This window comes from Rhizobium sp. AN6A, from assembly GCF_900215635.1.
GTDB lineage: Bacteria > Pseudomonadota > Alphaproteobacteria > Rhizobiales > Rhizobiaceae > Agrobacterium > Agrobacterium tumefaciens.
The window spans coordinates 449,293-464,234 of sequence record NZ_OCNC01000003.1 but is presented as its reverse complement, the minus strand read 5'-3'; the positions used below and the strand labels follow the sequence as shown (position 1 = coordinate 464,234).

Below are 14,942 nucleotides of genomic sequence, written 5' to 3'. Positions count from 1 at the left end.
ATCCCAGGCAACGCCGCTCCTTGTCGGGACCATCGGGAGCGGAATTATCGGGTTCGTTAAAAGTCGAGCATTTTGTTTCATGTGAACTCAAATCGCCACCGGTAGGTCCTGTCGTCAGGAGACGAACATGACCCATCTCATCAAATTGCTGCAAGCATGTTTCATTCTGGCCGTCGCGGGTTTCGCTGCGCCGGTGCAGGCGTCTCCTTCGATGCAGACGGGCAAGTTCACGTCGCAGCCCATCGGGCATTACGATTTCTGCAAGCGGCATACGGATGAATGTCAGCCGGTCAAGGAAATGCCGCCGCTCAGTCTTACCCCTGATGTCTGGGCTACCCTTGTTTCGATCAACAGCGCAGTCAACGTCGAAATCGACCAGCGTTCCGACATGGAAGTGTGGGGTTACGAGGACTATTGGGAGTATCCCTATAACGGCGCGGGAGACTGCGAGGACCTCGCGCTGGAGAAACGGAAACGGCTTATGGATGCCGGTTTCCCGGTTTCCGATCTGCTGATCACCGTTGTCCGGGACGAAAAAGGCGATGGCCATGCCATCCTCACGGTGAGAACGGACCGCGGAGATTTCATTCTCGACAATATGAAATCGAAGATCTTTCGCTGGGACGAAACGCCCTATACCTATCTCAAGCGTCAATCCACGGAACATGCCGGTCGGTGGGTGGATATTGAAGGCTCCGGTTCGCCCGCCATCGCCGCCCGCGAGGTTGGCCGGGCCACCGCCACCTCCGCAACCGCGCGCCGCAACATCCTCGACATTATCATGGGGCGCTGAAGCTTTCGCCTCGTTGCGGATCGGAAAGCCCGAAGGGCCGTCCGGTCCGGATAGGCCCCATGGTTCGTTTCACCGGCCTCCGAGGCCGGCTCCGGTTTCTTCATCAAACAAATGCAGGTCTGTCGGGTTGATGTCGAGGCCGACGACTTCGCCGCTCCTGACCTCACTGCGTCCCTGTATCGCGATGACCACTTCGGTCGATGTGCCAAGGGTGAGGAAGGTGGCCGAACCTGTGGTTTCCACGGCTGAGACAGGTAACGTCAGCGCCGCGCCGGTTGCGGTTCGCGGCCGGATGTGTTCCGGCCTGATACCGACGATGACGCGCTTGCCGGGCGATAAGGGAGCCGGGTTTTTGATGGACTGCTGCGGCTCGCCTTCACTGAAACGCAGCTGAAGCGCCGCGCCGTCCGGGCTGACCGTTGCCGGAATGAAATTCATTGCCGGTGAACCGATGAAGCCGGCAACAAAACGATTGACCGGGCGGTCGTATAATTCCAGTGGCGTGCCCTGCTGTTCGATCACGCCGTCGCGCATGACGACGACGTGATCCGCCATCGTCATCGCCTCTATCTGGTCATGGGTGACATAGACCGAGGTGGCGTGCAGGCGGTCGTGCAACGCTCGGATTTCCTTGCGCATGTGCACACGCAGGGCCGCGTCTAGATTGGAGAGCGGTTCGTCGAACAGGAATGCCTGCGGGTTGCGGATGATCGCGCGGCTCATCGCCACACGCTGGCGCTGCCCGCCGGAAAGTTCGCGCGGATAGCGCTTCATCAGCTTTGACAGGCCTGTGGTGGCTGCAACCTCCTCTGCCGCCTTGCGGGCTTCTGCCTTTGCCACGCCGCGCATGCGCAACGAATAGGTCAGGTTCTCCTCCACCGTCATATGCGGGTAGAGCGCATAGGACTGGAACACCATCGCCACATCGCGCTTGCGCGGCGGCACACCGTTCATCAAAGTGCCTGCAATGCGCATGTCGCCACTCGATATGGTTTCCAGCCCCGCCAGCGAACGCAGCAAGGTGGACTTTCCGCAACCGGACGGGCCGACGAGGGCGACGAAGGTGCCCTTCTTGATGGAAAGATGGATGTTCTTCAGCGCGTGAAAGGCACCGTAATATTTGTTTACGCCGGAAAGTTCGATCTGAAGGGTCATTTTAACGCTCCCGATGTCAGGCCGGAAACGATGCGGCGCTGCAAGAGAATGAACAGGGCAAGAATGGGCGTCACATACATGGTTGCATAGGCCATGATGTTGTTCCATTCGCTGGTGTTGGGGCCCATGAAGGAATTGAGGCCGACACTGGCAGGCTGCAATTCAGCCGCCTGGATCATCGATTTCGAATAGACGAATTCCCCGAATGCCTGCATGAAAATGAGAATGGCGCTGACGAGAATGCCGTTTCTGGCAAGCGGCAGCACGATGTTGAAGAAGGCGCCGACGCGGGAATTGCCGTCCACAAGCGCGGCCTCTTCCAGCTCCTGCGGCACCGCCATGAAGGTTGCGCGCACCAGCACCACGAAGAAGGGCATGCTTTTCGCCGCAATGGCGAGAATGACCGACAGGCGGGGATAATCCAGCAGACCCACTTGCGAGAAGCCGACGAAGATCGGCGTAATCATCAGGGATGCCGGCAGAACCTGCAGCATGAGGATGAGGAAGAGGCCGATATCAACCCAGACGTTGCGATAGCGCGCCAGGACATAGGCGCAGCCAACGCCAAGCACGGTGATGAGCGCCACGGCACTTGAAGCAATGAGCACCGAATTCCACAGATAACGGCCCATATTGCGGCTTTCCCAGACATAGGCATAGGTCTGCCATTGCGGATCGGCCGGCCAGAAGCCCGGTGGGTTGGCAAACATCTCCGAGCCGCTTTTCAGCGAGGTCAGATACATCCAGTAGAGCGGAAAGAGATAGATGACAGCAAGCACGATGGCGATTGCCAGCATCAACCGGTTGCGGGTCGTGATACTCATCCGCGCACCTCATGCCGTGTCGAGCGCACATAAACGACGGAAGCCAGCATGACGAAAACGATCATGATGACGGAGATCGTCGCGCCCTTGCCGAAATCATATTGCCGGAACGACAGATCCCAGGCCCAATATTGCGCCACGTTGGAACTGTTGTTGGGCCCGCCATCGGTTATGGCGGCGAAAAGATCGAACTGCTGGAGCGTGAAGATCAGGCCGAGCGAGATGATCGCGCCGATGGTGGAACGCATCATCGGCAGGGTGATGGTGTAGAAACGCTGCCAGGCGTTCGCGCCATCCAGCTCCGCCGCTTCGTAGAGATCGCCGGGGATGGAGGCGAGGCCGACAGAAAGAAGGATCATGTTGAACGAGGTGCCGAGCCAGATATTGGCGATGACAACGGCCCAGAGCGAAAAATTCGCGTCCGATCGCCAGAAGATATTGCCTGAGATCATGCCGCTTTCCCGCAGGAAGAAATTCAGCACGCCGAAATCGCCCGATAATATCCAGTTCCAGATCGCGCCGACGACGAGGCCGGGCATGACCCAGGAAACGAGAAACAGCCCGCGCAGCCAGGTGGCGCCGGGAAAGTTCACCCAGAAGAACAGCGCCAGACCGAAGCCGATGGCGAATTGCCCGGCAATCGAGGTGACGACAAAGGTGACGGTGTTGAAAAGGATCGGCAGGGTTTCAGGCTGCCGGAAGAGATCGACATAATTGCGGAAACCGACAAATGGGCGCACGAAGGTGCCCAGGCTGAACATGTCGACTTCCTGAAAGCTCATGACGATGTTGTAGATGAGCGGCAGGCCCGCCATGACGAACAGGAAGCCCAAAGGAAAAGCGACAAGGATGAGGTCGAAACCACGACCGTCGCTGACGCTGGAAAACAGTTTTTTCATGAAACATCCTCACAAGCTCCGATCGGGGCCGCCGCTGCATAAAGCAGCAGGCAGCCCCACCGGGAGGAACCCCTTGGATGGGGCCGGGTGAACCCGGCCGCCCGCCCAGACAGATCAGCTTTCGATCAGCTTTATCTTTTCAGCGGCCTGATCGAGCGCGGCCTTCGGCGTCATCTGACCCGACAGGGCACCCTGGATAGCGTCCTGGATCGCCTTGGAAATCTTCGGCCATTCAGGCGAGGGACCGCGCGGCTGCGCATATTTGAGCTGCTCGATAAAGGTCTTGAGCGCTTCGTCCTTCAGCGCGTTGCCGGTGGGCGGAACGGGAATATCGGAACGCGCCGGCAATTGCCCGAAGTTCTTGAACATGTCCTTGTCCTGCGAGGCGAAAAATTCGATGGCCTTGAAGGCTTCGGCGGGATGTTTGCTCTTGGAGAAGATCGCCCAGTTATAGTCGCCCATGGCCGAAGACCGCGGCGCGTCCGGCGTCGGAACCGGCAGTAGCGTCACGCCCCAGTCGAACTTGGCGTCCTTGAGCATGCGGTCGATTTCCCACGGGCCGGAGATCGCCATGGCCGCGTTGCCGGCGTTGAAGGTGGCGGTGGAATCCCACTGGCTGCGCGTCAGCGTATCCGGCGAGGCCAGCTTTTCACTGAGAAGGGTCTTCCATGTTTCAAGCGCCTTCACCGCGCCATCGGTATTGATGTTTTTGTAGGTGGCGCCGGCCATCTGCGCCCATGGCAGAAACTGGAAGGTGCCTTCCTCGTTGGCCTTGGCGCTGAAGCTGATGCCGTAAACATTCTTGGCGGGGTTGGTCAGCTTGCGGGCAGCTTCCACAAGCTCGTCCCAGGTCTGCGGCGGTTTTGCCGCATCGAGACCGGCTGCCTTGAACAGGTCTTTGTTGTAATAGAGCGCAATCGTATTCGTCGCCTTCGGAACGCCGAAATATTTGCCGTCCCAGGTTACGGATTTCAGCGGACCCGGAAAATAGTTTGCCGTCTTGATGACGTCCGACTTCGCAATCATATCCGTCACGTCAAGAAACGCGCCACGTGCGGCGAACATGGCGTGGTTTGGGTTGTCGATGGCGATGATATCGGGCGCGTTGCCGGTCGAGTAGGCGCGCATGGATTCGCTCACCACATCATCGAACTGCAATTGCCGGTATTCGATCTTAATGCCGTTATTGAGCTTGTTAAACTCGTTCACGAGGTTGGGTGCCGGCTGGATGTCCCTGTCCAGCGACCACAGGGTCAAGGTCACATCTTCCGCATTCGCCACCATCGCACCGGCGGATACGCCTGCCAGAACAAGCGCACCGGCGATCATGCATTTCGCGATACCCATAATAATCTCCTCCTCTTGGTTATCGTCTCTGCAATTACTGGAAGCCTTCTCCCAAAGGCTTCCATTCCTCAGGTGGGATCGACGACAAAATCGCCGCCCCGGCAATGTTTCAGATAGTTCAGGCCATGTACCTGTCCCGTCATTTCCAGCGCGTCGCGATAGACGGGGTCATGCCAGCCTTCGATGTCGATCGAGCCGGACCAGCCGGCCAGGCGCAGTTCCGAAATAATGTCCGTCCAGTTGCTGTCGCCGAAGCCCGGCGTGCGCATGAAGACGAATTTTTCCTTGCCGAAAATCCCATGCTCGCGGATGACATCCCAGCGAATGGTCGCATCCTTGCCGTGCACGTGGAAAATCTTGTCCGCCCATTTGTGGATCTGCGGCAGCGGATCGATGAGATAAACCATCTGGTGGCAGGGTTCCCACTCGATGCCGATATTGTCGTCCGGCGTTTCGTTGAACATCAGTTCCCACGCATCCGGATTATGGGCGATGTTCCAGTCGCCGGTCTGCCAGTTGCCGTCCATGGCGCAATTTTCAAAGGCGATCTTCACGCCCTTGTCCGCTGCGCGTTTGGCAAGCTCGCTCCAGATTTCCTTGTAACGGGGCAGGCTCTCAGGCAGCGGCTTTCCGCGCAGGCGGCCGGTGAAACCGGCAACGCAGGTTGCACCGAAGTGATGGGCATTGTCGATGCAGTCTTTCCAGCCCTGCAAGGTCTGAAGGTCGATTTCCGTTTCCTCCAGCGGGTTGCCGAACATGCCGAGCGTGCCGATGGTGATGTCGCGGTCACCGATCGCATCAAGGCAGCGCTTGCCCAGATCGGCAAGGTCTTGACCGTTGGTCGTCTGCCAGAAGAACGGTTCGAAGCTTTCGAAACCAAGATCGGCTATCTGCCCGATGCGTTCAGCCGCCTGTCCCTTGGTGGCGCTGACCATGGTGCCGATGCGGATGGATTTTGCCGGATTGCTCACGTCTGTCGGTCCTTATGCTGCGATGGAAACGCGCTGGCCGATGCGGGCGCTTTCAATCGCGCCGATCACCATTGCCAGGCTGTTGATGTTGTCGAAGGAGGCCGTTTCCGGCATCTGGCCGGTACGGATGGATTGAAGAAACGAGAGTATGACGCTGGCGTGGCCGTGCGTATCCCTCTCGGAAATACTATCGGAAACGTTTACGGTCTTGAATCCGCGTAGAAGACCCGGCTCTTTGCCGGCGACGGATGCGGAGAAATTGTCTTCGCCGTCCCAGAGGATCATGCCCTTGGAGCCAATCAGCCGCCAGCGGGCTTCCCAGCTGGTTCTTTCGCCTTCCGCGCACCAGGAGCCGCGATAGGTGAAGACCACATCGTTGGAGAATTCGAATATGGCATTGGCGCTTGCCCCATGTGCATACCAGGAGCCAGCCGGATTTTTCTCCACGCAAAACACGGAGAGCGGCTTTTCATCGGCGACGAAACGTGCCGCATCGAAAGTGTGGATCGCCATGTCGAGAAGAAGAACGTTCTTCATCTCCTCGCGGAAACCGCCGAAATGGGGCCCGAGGAAAAAGTCGCAGTGAATGGCCGTCAAATCACCGATAATGCGGTCTTCCACGGCCCGGCGCAGCCTTCGGATGCCGGAGATAAAGCGCCTGTTTTGCACCACAGCATGAATTTTTCCGGCCTTTTTCGCCAGTTCCACCAGCTTTTCGGCTTCTTCCATCGAGGCCGCAAGCGGCTTTTCGCTGAGCACATGGCACCCGGCTGCAAGACCGGTTTCAACCACGGCATACCGTGCCTGCGGGATGACGATATCGAACAGGATGTCGGCTTTGGTCCGTGCGAGAACATCGCGGAGATCGGTGCCGATGATGACGCCGGTGAGGGAGAATTCTTCGGCAAGCGCGCGTGCCGTATCTTCGTTCAGATCGACGAGACCGACGATCTTGACCGCGCCGAGAATGTCCGGCGTCGATTGAATGGCGCGCAGCCAGCCTTTGGCCATTGCTCCGCACCCGCATAAAACGGCGTTGTATGTCATCTTCTCTCCCCGGTCTCTGGGCAAACTCCTCTTTGCGCAGAGCTTCGTAAACGTTTACGACACTAGGATGATCATGTTAGATATGTCAATACCGTTATTGGGGACGCATATTTCGTACCCGGCTCAGGAGGGGGAGTGCATGAAAGGAATTCGTCAGCTTGCCGATTATCTGGAGATATCGATAGGCACCGTTTCCCGTGCCTTGAACGGCAAGCCCGACGTTAACGAGGAGACGCGGCGGCGTGTTCTGGAGGCGGCGGAAAAGCTTGGCTATGTCGCAAACCAGTCAGGCCGCAGCCTCAGGCAGGGGACGACTAACGTCATCGGCCTGATGACCGGCAGCGACGCGCAGACGGTGGAGAACTCCGACAACTTCTTCATGGGAGTGACGGATGGTCTGCAAAGCGTGTTTTCCGCTCACAATCTCGATCTTATCGTTCTGCCGTGTCCCGGAGAGGAAGACCCGGACGAATATCTCAAGCGCATGGTGGCGCGCCGTATGGTGGATGCGATGATCATTTCCTCGACCTGCCGTGTCGACAAGCGTGTCGATTTTTTAAAGCAGACCCGCTTGCCTTTCGTAACGCTCGGCCGCACCTCTTCCAGCGCCGATCATGCATGGATCGATCTCGATTTCGAGGAGGTTGCGCGCAGTGCCGTCAACCGGCTCGCCGCTGCCGGCCATCGCACCATTGCGGTTGCCGCACCCGATAGCGACGTCAATCTCGGTTATGTTTTCATGGACGGGTACCGGCGCGGACTGGAGGAGAACGGCATTGCTTACGATCCTTCTCTGGTCATCCGGGCGAAATCGAGCGAGCAGGGTGGATATCACGCCGCCAGCGAGTGGCTACAGATGCGGCCGCGGCCAACCGCGCTTGTGCTGATCTATGAGTTGATGGCCCTTGGCCTTTATCGCCGTCTGGCGGAAGTGGGTCTGAAACCGGGACGGGATCTTGCGGTCATCGGTTTTCGTGATGGTCCACGCGGCCAGTTTCTCGAACCGCGATTGACCAGTTTCCGCATGTCCCTGCACGATCTCGGCGTAATGGTCGCCCAGACGCTTCTGTCTACCATGCCGGCCTATGCGCCGTTTTACCCAAATCAGGCGCGTTACTGCGTCTGGCCGATGCAGCTTGTCGCCGGAGAGAGCGACCCAGGCCCCGCATCTTTATAAGCGTGGCGTCAAGGCTTGTAGCCTCGAATGGTCGCAACACCAAACGGATTGAATTTATATTCGTCCTCCTCATACCGCGTGTCATCGGACAGGTCGGTACGACGATCCTTCACGGCCGCTTCAACGCCGTCGCGGGTCATTTGATCGGCAATATCGTCAATCAGCGCGGCGATCTTCAGCTGCTCGCTATTGGTTGAGGGCTGCTGCTGGTCTTTTCGGGTGAAGTGTATCTCCACGTCAGGCAATCCGACCAGATGAAAGCCGACGCTCCCCATTCCGTCGGCATCGCCGCCAATGGGCCGGCGCGCGAAGGCTAGACGGCAGGTTCTGGCGAATGCCAGGGCGTCGTTTGCGGCCGCGTTACGGCGCGACTGTTCGAAGAGTTCCTTCCACCGCTGCACGCCATGGGCAACGCCGGCGCTTTCACCCTTTACGGCAACTGCGCCACTATCGAGCATGTGGTGCACGAACATCAGGGCTTTACCGCAGGTCGCCACGGCTGTTTCCGCGGCCATTGACGGGCCAAGCACATAAAGAACAGAGCCGTGGCTTGCGACTGCCTCCTCGTCACTCTCCCGATAGGCGTCCGGCTCGACACGATCCCAGCAAACATTGAAGGAGCGTTCCATCCTGTCGTCCGGTTCATCCTGCGAATAATCCTCATCGAGACTGAAATCGCCGGCAAATTTATCGATAGCGGCGCGAGCGCTCTGCTGCAGCGCTGCCAGACCATTTTCCGGGCCGAGAAAACAAAGGACATGGCGGGGTTTGTATTCGGAGCGGGATTTGGCAACTGCCGGAACGTTGCTCGCGGCCTTGCCGACAGACGGTCTTCCCAGCACAAGGCCACCTAAAAGCGCGAGAACGCCACGACGCTCTGAATTCATCCCATACCCCCCACGGCTCCCCTAAACAGGATCGAGGACTTTTATACCTGTACGGGCAAGTCTGACCATATCAATTACATTGATCTATTTTTTGCAGGGCCCGGCTTTTCGCAGGTGAACAGCAAAGCCTCAGGGTTGCGGCAACAACACGCCGACGGCGAATTCTTCGTCCGTTGTCGTGTGGCCAATCTGCGTCTTGCGATATTCGCTGGGGCTGAAGCCGCGCTCGGCACGAAGTGTGCGGGAAAGGTGTGGGGCATCGCAAAATCCGGTAGCGAGCGCAATCTGGGTGATCGGGTCCCGCGTGGTGCGCAGGAGGGAAAGGGCGCGGTCGAGCCGCAGCTCGAGATAGACTTTGGAGGGCGTTGCCTTCAGGTCTCCAAGGAAACGCCGTTCGAGACTGCGTCGGCCAAGGCCGAGATCGCGCGCAAGTTCCAGCACGGTTCTCGGAACCTCGATGTTCTGCTGCATGCGCAGGATCGCCTTTCTGACCAGGGGATCGGTTGCCGTTCTGGCGCTCTGCTGGCCGGGCTGGGGTTTTTCGCCGCTGAGCGCACTGTCGATCATCATGATATTGAGGCTCTTGATGGCGGCCGACTGACCGACATGGCGCTCCACAAGGAACGCCGCCAGATGCGCAGCACCATGGCCGCCCGAACAGGTCAGGCGGTTGCGATCTATGACGAAGAGCTGGTCGGAGACCATCTGCTCGGCGTCGAAGCGGTCGAGAAAATCCTGATGGTGGAACCAGCTCACGCAGCAGCGATAACCATCCAGCAGGCCGGCTTCATGTAGAATAAAAACGCCGGTGCAGAGCCCGACAAGGGGAGTGCCCGCTGCCGCACGGTCTTTCAGGAACCGTAATGCCTCCGGCGGCAGGGCGCTGTGGTCGCTAATCAATCCGCCGACAACGACGATATAGTCGTAATGCACGGCGTCGATGAGCCGCGTATCCGGTTGCACCTTCACACCACAGCTGGATTGCACATTGCCGAGGGTCGCCGACAGCACGGACCATTCGCACAGGATCGGCCGGGAACGGTCAGCCTCGTCGGCAGCAAGACGCAGCACATCGACGAAATTGGCGAAGGCCGACAGCGTGAACCGGTCGGCGAGCAGGAAGGCGACGCTGAGGCGTTTCTTGGCGCGATGAGAGCTCATGGCGCAAATATTCATGCAAACAGACGCTATTGTCCAGCCCGGCCGCTATAAATCTCCGTAGGCTTTTGAATACCGAGAGTTCCAACCAGCAGGCCCGCTCATGACGCGTTTTAATGCCTTCAATCTCTTGCGGAATGCCCTGACCGGCCACAAGAACTGGGACGAGCAATGGCCCGACAGCCAGCCAAAAGCCGAATATGACGTGGTCATCGTCGGCGCCGGTGGGCACGGTCTGGGTGCGGCCTATTATCTGGCCAGCCAGCACGGTATCACCAATGTCGCCGTCATCGACAAGGGCTGGCTCGGCGGCGGTAATACCGGCCGCAACACGACCATCATCCGCTCCAACTATCTCTACGACGAAAGCGCGCGTCTTTACGATCACGCCGTCGATCTGTGGGAGAACTTGAGCCAGGAGCTGAATTACAACGTCATGTATTCCCGGCGCGGCGTGCTGATGCTCGCCCATAATGTCCACGACGTGCAGAGCTTCAAGCGCCACATCCATTCCAACCGTCTGAACGGTGTCGACAATCGCTGGCTGAGCGTCGAGGAGTGCAAGGAATATTGCCCGCCCTTGAGCATATCGCCAAACGCCCGTTACCCGGTGATGGGCGGTGCGTTGCAAGAGCGGGCGGGAACGGCGCGCCACGATGCGGTTGCCTGGGGTTATGCCCGCGGTGCTGCTGCCCGTGGCGTCGATATCATCCAGAATTGCCCGGTCACCGCCATTCGCCGCAATGCCGACGGGTCCGTCGCGGGTGTCGAAACGGCACGGGGTTTCATCAAGGCGAAGAAGGTGGCGGTTTCCGCTGCCGGTCACACCTCGGTGGTCATGGATACCGCAGGCGTGCGCTTGCCGCTCGAAAGCTATCCGCTGCAGGCTTTGGTATCCGAGCCGATCAAGCCGATCTTCCCCTGCGTGGTCATGTCGAATGCGGTTCACGCCTATATCAGCCAGTCCGACAAGGGCGAACTGGTGATCGGTTCGGGTACGGACCAGTATACCTCCTATTCGCAGCGCGGCGGCCTGCCGCTGATCGAACATACGATCGCCGCCATCGTCGAAATCTTCCCGATCTTCAACCGCATGCGGATGCTGCGCAAATGGGGCGGTATCGTCGATGTCACGCCGGATCGCTCGGCCATTCTCGGCAAGACGCCGGTCGACGGGCTTTATGTCAATTGCGGCTGGGGCACGGGCGGTTTCAAGGCCACGCCGGGCGCTGCCCACACCTTCGCCTGGACCATTGCGAAAAACGAACCGCACCCGATCAACGCGCCTTTCACGCTGGAGCGTTTCCGCTCCGGCCGCCTGATCGACGAGGCCGCTGCCGCTGCCGTGGCGCACTGAGGAGCTAACCCATGCTGCTGATCCGTTGCCCCTATTGCCATGAAACGCTGCCCGAAGCCGAATTCACCTATGCCGGGCAGGCCCATGTCGTGCGCGCGGCCGACCCCTCATCTCAGAGTGATGAACAGTGGGAAGAATTCCTGTTCATCCGCGAAAACGCTAGGGGTCCGCATTTCGAGCGCTGGCGGCACCTGCATGGCTGCGGCCGCTTCTTCAATGCGGTGCGCGACACGGTGAGCGACCGTTTCCTGACGACCTATAGCGCAGGCGAGCCGCGTCCTGATCTCTCCTCCCTATCCAGCGCACCAGCCAGCTCTGAGGTGTCGAAATGAGTTCCTATCGCGTTTCCGGCCATGGCCGGGTGGATGCCGCCCGCTCGGTAAGCTTTACCTTCGATGGGAAGACCTATCGCGGTGTAAAGGGGGATACGGTCGCCTCCGCGCTTCTCGCCAATGGCGTACATCTCATGGGCCGCTCGTTCAAATACCACCGCCCGCGCGGCCCTGTTGCGGCGGGTTCCGAGGAGCCGAATGCGCTGATCGGCACCCGCCGCGGCTCCGGCCGGTTCGAGCCGAACACGCGCGCCACGGTGCAGGAAATCTGGAGCGGGCTGGAAACCACCTCGCAGAACAAATATCCGAGCCTGAAATTCGATATCGGCGCAGTCAACGATATGGCCTATATGCTGTTTTCTGCGGGCTTTTACTACAAGACCTTCATGTGGCCGAAGAGCTTCTGGAACAAGGTCTATGAGCCCTTCATCCGCGCGGCGGCCGGTCTCGGTGTCTCGCCCACGGAAGAAGACCCAGATACCTATGCCTCGCGCAACCTGCATTGCGACGTGCTGATCGTCGGCGCCGGTCCTGCGGGTCTTGCTGCGGCGCGCGCAGCTGCGGTGGAAGGCCTGAAGGTCGTGCTGGTGGACGAAAATGCCGAAGCCGGCGGCACATTGCTGTCCGAGCCGCAGACGCAGATCGACGGCCAGCCAGCATGGAACTGGCTGGCGGACGAGTTGAAGGCGCTGAAGGAGCGCGGTGTCAGGGTCATGACCCGCACGACGGCGATTGCCTATTACCACCAGAACATGATCGGCCTTTGCGAAAAGCTGACCGACCATCTCGAAACCGTGCCCAAGGACATGCCGCGTGAACGCCTGTGGCGGGTGCGGGCGCGCCATGTGGTGCTGGCGCAGGGGGCTCTCGAAAAACCGCTGGTCTTCCATGGCAACGACCGGCCGGGCGTGATGCTGGCGGGCTCCGCCCAGACCTATCTGAACCGCTACGGCGTCAAGGTCGGCAACAGGCCGGTAGTGGTGACGAGCCATGACAGCGCCTGGTATGCCGCCTTCGATCTTCATGGCGCAGGCGCGCGGGTGCAGGCCATCGTCGATACCCGTGCGAAGGTGCGCGAGGAACTGGTGAACGAGGCGCGCGCGCTCGGCATTCCGGTGCGGCTGTCGCATACCGTGACGGCGACTTCGGGCCGGCTGCGTGTCAAATCGGTCCGCGTCAATCCGGTGAATGGCCCCACAGTCGGCGCGGGGCAGGAAATCGCCTGTGATGCGTTGCTGATGTCTGGCGGTTGGACGCCGTCGCTGCATCTGTTTTCCCATACGCAGGGCAAGCTTGCCTGGGACGACCAGCGGACCACCTTCCTGCCTGCCATGACCAATGAGGATTGCGCAATTGCCGGCGCCGGGCGCGGGCTTTGGGGCATTGAAGCGGCGCTGAAGGATGGCGCCGAGCAGGGCCGGAAGATCGCTGCAGCCCTGGGCAAGACGGGCGATACCCGCGACTATGCGGTGGAGCACGACCGCACCGGCAGCGGCGTATCGCTGACGGAATTGCCGAGCGATCGCGATGCCGGCAAGGCCAAGGCCTTCGTCGATTACCAGAACGACGTGACCGCCAAGGATCTGCGGCTGGCCGTGCGCGAGGGCATGCGCTCCATCGAGCACGTCAAGCGCTACACCACCAACGGCATGGCGACCGATCAGGGCAAAATGTCCAATATCAACGGCCTCAACATCGCTGCCGAAGCGCTCGGCAAACGCCAGCCGGAAGTCGGCCTGACGACCTTCCGCCCACCCTATACGCCGACGACCTTCGGCGCTTTCGCCGGTTATCATCGCGGCCAGCATTTCGAGGTTACGCGCAAGACGCAGATCGACGGCTGGGCTGAGGAGCATGGCGCGGTTTACGAACCGGTCGGCCAATGGCGGCGCGCCTGGTACTTCCCCAAACCAGGTGAGGACATGGATGCGGCAGTCGGCCGCGAATGCCGGGCGGTGCGGCAAAGCCTCGGCATGTTCGACGCCTCGACGCTCGGCAAGATCGAGGTCGTCGGGCCGGATGCGGTAGAGTTCATGAACCGCATGTACACCAACCCGTGGTCGAAGCTCGCGCCCGGCCGCTGCCGTTACGGCCTGCTTCTGGGTGATGACGGCTTCATTCGCGACGACGGCGTCATCGGCCGCATGACCGAGGATCGCTTCCACGTCACCACCACCACCGGCGGTGCGGCAAGGGTGATGAACATGATGGAGGATTACCTCCAGACCGAATGGCCGGATCTAAACGTCTGGCTCACCTCCACCACCGAGCAATGGTCTACCATTGCGCTGAACGGCCCGAACGCGGCAAAGCTGCTCGCTCCGCTGGTCGAAGGCGTCGAGCTGACGGAAGAGGCTTTCCCGCATATGTCCTGCGCGGAATGCACGGTGGCCGGCATGCCGACGCGGCTGTTCCGGGTGTCGTTCACCGGCGAGATCGGCTTCGAAGTCAACGTGCCCGCGCGGCTTGGCCGCAAGCTCTGGGAAATCCTGTGGGAGGCGGGTCAGCAATACGGCATCACCGCCTATGGCACGGAAACCATGCATGTGCTGCGTGCCGAAAAGGGTTACATCATCGTCGGCCAGGATACCGACGGCACGGTCACGCCCTATGATGCCGCGATGGGCTGGGCGGTGGGCAAGACCAAACCGGATTTCGTCGGCAAGCGCGGTCTCGCTCGCCCCGATCTCGTGGCCAAGGGCCGCGGTCACCTCGTCGGTCTTCTGACCGAAGACCGCTCGAAGCTGGAAGAGGGCGCGCAGATCGTCTTCGATCCAAAACAGCCGATCCCGATGAAAATGGTCGGTCATGTCACCTCATCCTATCATTCGGATGCTGTTGGCCAGCCGATTGCGCTGGCGCTGGTCGAGGGCGGCCATGAGCGGATGGGCGAGACCGTCTATATTCCGATGCCCGAACGCACGATTGCCGCAAAAATCACCGGGATGGTCTTTGTCGATCCCGAAAACACCCGCCTGAAGATCTGACCCGGAGA

13 protein-coding genes are annotated in these 14,942 nt (G+C 59.9%); 5 read left to right on the top strand and 8 right to left on the bottom strand.

What is annotated here, in order from left to right; all coding sequences use genetic code 11:
* The first annotated feature begins 127 nt into the window (after window positions 1-127).
* The gene (locus tag CRO62_RS06010) at window positions 128-793 is read left to right on the top strand and encodes a transglutaminase-like cysteine peptidase (protein ID WP_097099569.1); all 666 of its coding nucleotides are present in this window, start codon (window positions 128-130) and stop codon (window positions 791-793) included.
* 69 nt (window positions 794-862) lie between these two features.
* On the opposite strand, the gene CRO62_RS06005 is transcribed toward CRO62_RS06010, so the two are convergent.
* The 6 genes from CRO62_RS06005 to CRO62_RS05980 all read right to left on the bottom strand — a co-directional run bounded on the left by CRO62_RS06005 (window position 863) and on the right by CRO62_RS05980 (window position 7,036).
* Complete coding sequence (locus CRO62_RS06005) at window positions 863-1,948, bottom strand: ABC transporter ATP-binding protein (RefSeq protein WP_097099568.1); 1,086 nt, start codon at window positions 1,946-1,948, stop codon at window positions 863-865.
* Window positions 1,945-2,772: a carbohydrate ABC transporter permease gene (locus tag CRO62_RS06000; protein ID WP_003518166.1), complete on the bottom strand. Its 828-nt coding sequence runs from the start codon at window positions 2,770-2,772 to the stop codon at window positions 1,945-1,947. The genes CRO62_RS06005 and CRO62_RS06000 overlap by 4 nt, the downstream gene beginning before the upstream one ends.
* Window positions 2,769-3,671 (bottom strand): carbohydrate ABC transporter permease, encoded by a 903-nt coding sequence (locus tag CRO62_RS05995; RefSeq protein ID WP_097099567.1) that lies wholly within the window; start codon window positions 3,669-3,671, stop codon window positions 2,769-2,771. The genes CRO62_RS06000 and CRO62_RS05995 overlap by 4 nt, the downstream gene beginning before the upstream one ends.
* Window positions 3,672-3,785: 114 nt before the next feature.
* Window positions 3,786-5,018, bottom strand: coding sequence for an ABC transporter substrate-binding protein (locus CRO62_RS05990; protein ID WP_097099566.1), 1,233 nt, complete (start codon window positions 5,016-5,018; stop codon window positions 3,786-3,788).
* Between the two features lie 68 nt (window positions 5,019-5,086).
* On the bottom strand, window positions 5,087-5,989 hold the full coding sequence (locus tag CRO62_RS05985) for a sugar phosphate isomerase/epimerase family protein (RefSeq protein ID WP_097099565.1): 903 nt from the start codon (window positions 5,987-5,989) through the stop codon (window positions 5,087-5,089).
* Between the two features lie 12 nt (window positions 5,990-6,001).
* Window positions 6,002-7,036, bottom strand: a complete 1,035-nt coding sequence (locus CRO62_RS05980) for a Gfo/Idh/MocA family protein (protein ID WP_097099564.1) — start codon at window positions 7,034-7,036, stop codon at window positions 6,002-6,004.
* 139 nt (window positions 7,037-7,175) lie between these two features.
* Here CRO62_RS05980 and CRO62_RS05975 point away from each other — a divergent pair, with 139 nt between their 5' ends.
* Window positions 7,176-8,213: a LacI family DNA-binding transcriptional regulator gene (locus CRO62_RS05975; protein WP_097099563.1), complete on the top strand. Its 1,038-nt coding sequence runs from the start codon at window positions 7,176-7,178 to the stop codon at window positions 8,211-8,213.
* Window positions 8,214-8,221: 8 nt separating this feature from the next.
* Here CRO62_RS05975 and CRO62_RS05970 read toward each other — a convergent pair whose 3' ends face one another.
* Both CRO62_RS05970 and CRO62_RS05965 read right to left on the bottom strand, forming a co-directional pair.
* Entirely contained in the window at window positions 8,222-9,100 is an 879-nt protein-coding gene (locus tag CRO62_RS05970; RefSeq protein ID WP_097099562.1) for a hypothetical protein, read from the bottom strand.
* 129 nt (window positions 9,101-9,229) lie between these two features.
* Window positions 9,230-10,276, bottom strand: coding sequence for a GlxA family transcriptional regulator (locus CRO62_RS05965; protein ID WP_179783978.1), 1,047 nt, complete (start codon window positions 10,274-10,276; stop codon window positions 9,230-9,232).
* Between the two features lie 85 nt (window positions 10,277-10,361).
* Between CRO62_RS05965 and CRO62_RS05960 the strand changes: the two genes are divergently transcribed.
* Genes CRO62_RS05960 through CRO62_RS05950 form a run of 3 tightly spaced genes read left to right on the top strand, consistent with a single transcriptional unit; the run spans window position 10,362 to window position 14,934 of the window.
* A complete protein-coding gene (locus CRO62_RS05960; protein WP_097099560.1) occupies window positions 10,362-11,615 on the top strand; it encodes a sarcosine oxidase subunit beta family protein in 1,254 nt (417 codons plus the stop codon).
* 11 nt (window positions 11,616-11,626) lie between these two features.
* On the top strand, window positions 11,627-11,947 hold the full coding sequence (locus CRO62_RS05955) for a sarcosine oxidase subunit delta (RefSeq protein ID WP_097099559.1): 321 nt from the start codon (window positions 11,627-11,629) through the stop codon (window positions 11,945-11,947).
* On the top strand, window positions 11,944-14,934 hold the full coding sequence (locus CRO62_RS05950) for a sarcosine oxidase subunit alpha (protein ID WP_097099558.1): 2,991 nt from the start codon (window positions 11,944-11,946) through the stop codon (window positions 14,932-14,934). The genes CRO62_RS05955 and CRO62_RS05950 overlap by 4 nt, the downstream gene beginning before the upstream one ends.
* The last annotated feature ends 8 nt before the right edge of the window (window positions 14,935-14,942 follow it).

Coding starts and splice junctions, on each gene's coding strand:
- CRO62_RS05970 (WP_097099562.1), bottom strand. CDS start 9,100: ATGAATTCAGAGCGTCGTGGCGTTCTCGCGCTTTTAGGTGGCCTTGTG.
- CRO62_RS05960 (WP_097099560.1), top strand. CDS start 10,362: ATGACGCGTTTTAATGCCTTCAATCTCTTGCGGAATGCCCTGACCGGC.
- CRO62_RS05955 (WP_097099559.1), top strand. CDS start 11,627: ATGCTGCTGATCCGTTGCCCCTATTGCCATGAAACGCTGCCCGAAGCC.
- CRO62_RS05950 (WP_097099558.1), top strand. CDS start 11,944: ATGAGTTCCTATCGCGTTTCCGGCCATGGCCGGGTGGATGCCGCCCGC.
- CRO62_RS06005 (WP_097099568.1), bottom strand. CDS start 1,948: ATGACCCTTCAGATCGAACTTTCCGGCGTAAACAAATATTACGGTGCC.
- CRO62_RS05965 (WP_179783978.1), bottom strand. CDS start 10,276: ATGAATATTTGCGCCATGAGCTCTCATCGCGCCAAGAAACGCCTCAGC.
- CRO62_RS05995 (WP_097099567.1), bottom strand. CDS start 3,671: ATGAAAAAACTGTTTTCCAGCGTCAGCGACGGTCGTGGTTTCGACCTC.
- CRO62_RS05980 (WP_097099564.1), bottom strand. CDS start 7,036: ATGACATACAACGCCGTTTTATGCGGGTGCGGAGCAATGGCCAAAGGC.
- CRO62_RS06010 (WP_097099569.1), top strand. CDS start 128: ATGACCCATCTCATCAAATTGCTGCAAGCATGTTTCATTCTGGCCGTC.
- CRO62_RS05975 (WP_097099563.1), top strand. CDS start 7,176: ATGAAAGGAATTCGTCAGCTTGCCGATTATCTGGAGATATCGATAGGC.
- CRO62_RS05990 (WP_097099566.1), bottom strand. CDS start 5,018: ATGGGTATCGCGAAATGCATGATCGCCGGTGCGCTTGTTCTGGCAGGC.
- CRO62_RS06000 (WP_003518166.1), bottom strand. CDS start 2,772: ATGAGTATCACGACCCGCAACCGGTTGATGCTGGCAATCGCCATCGTG.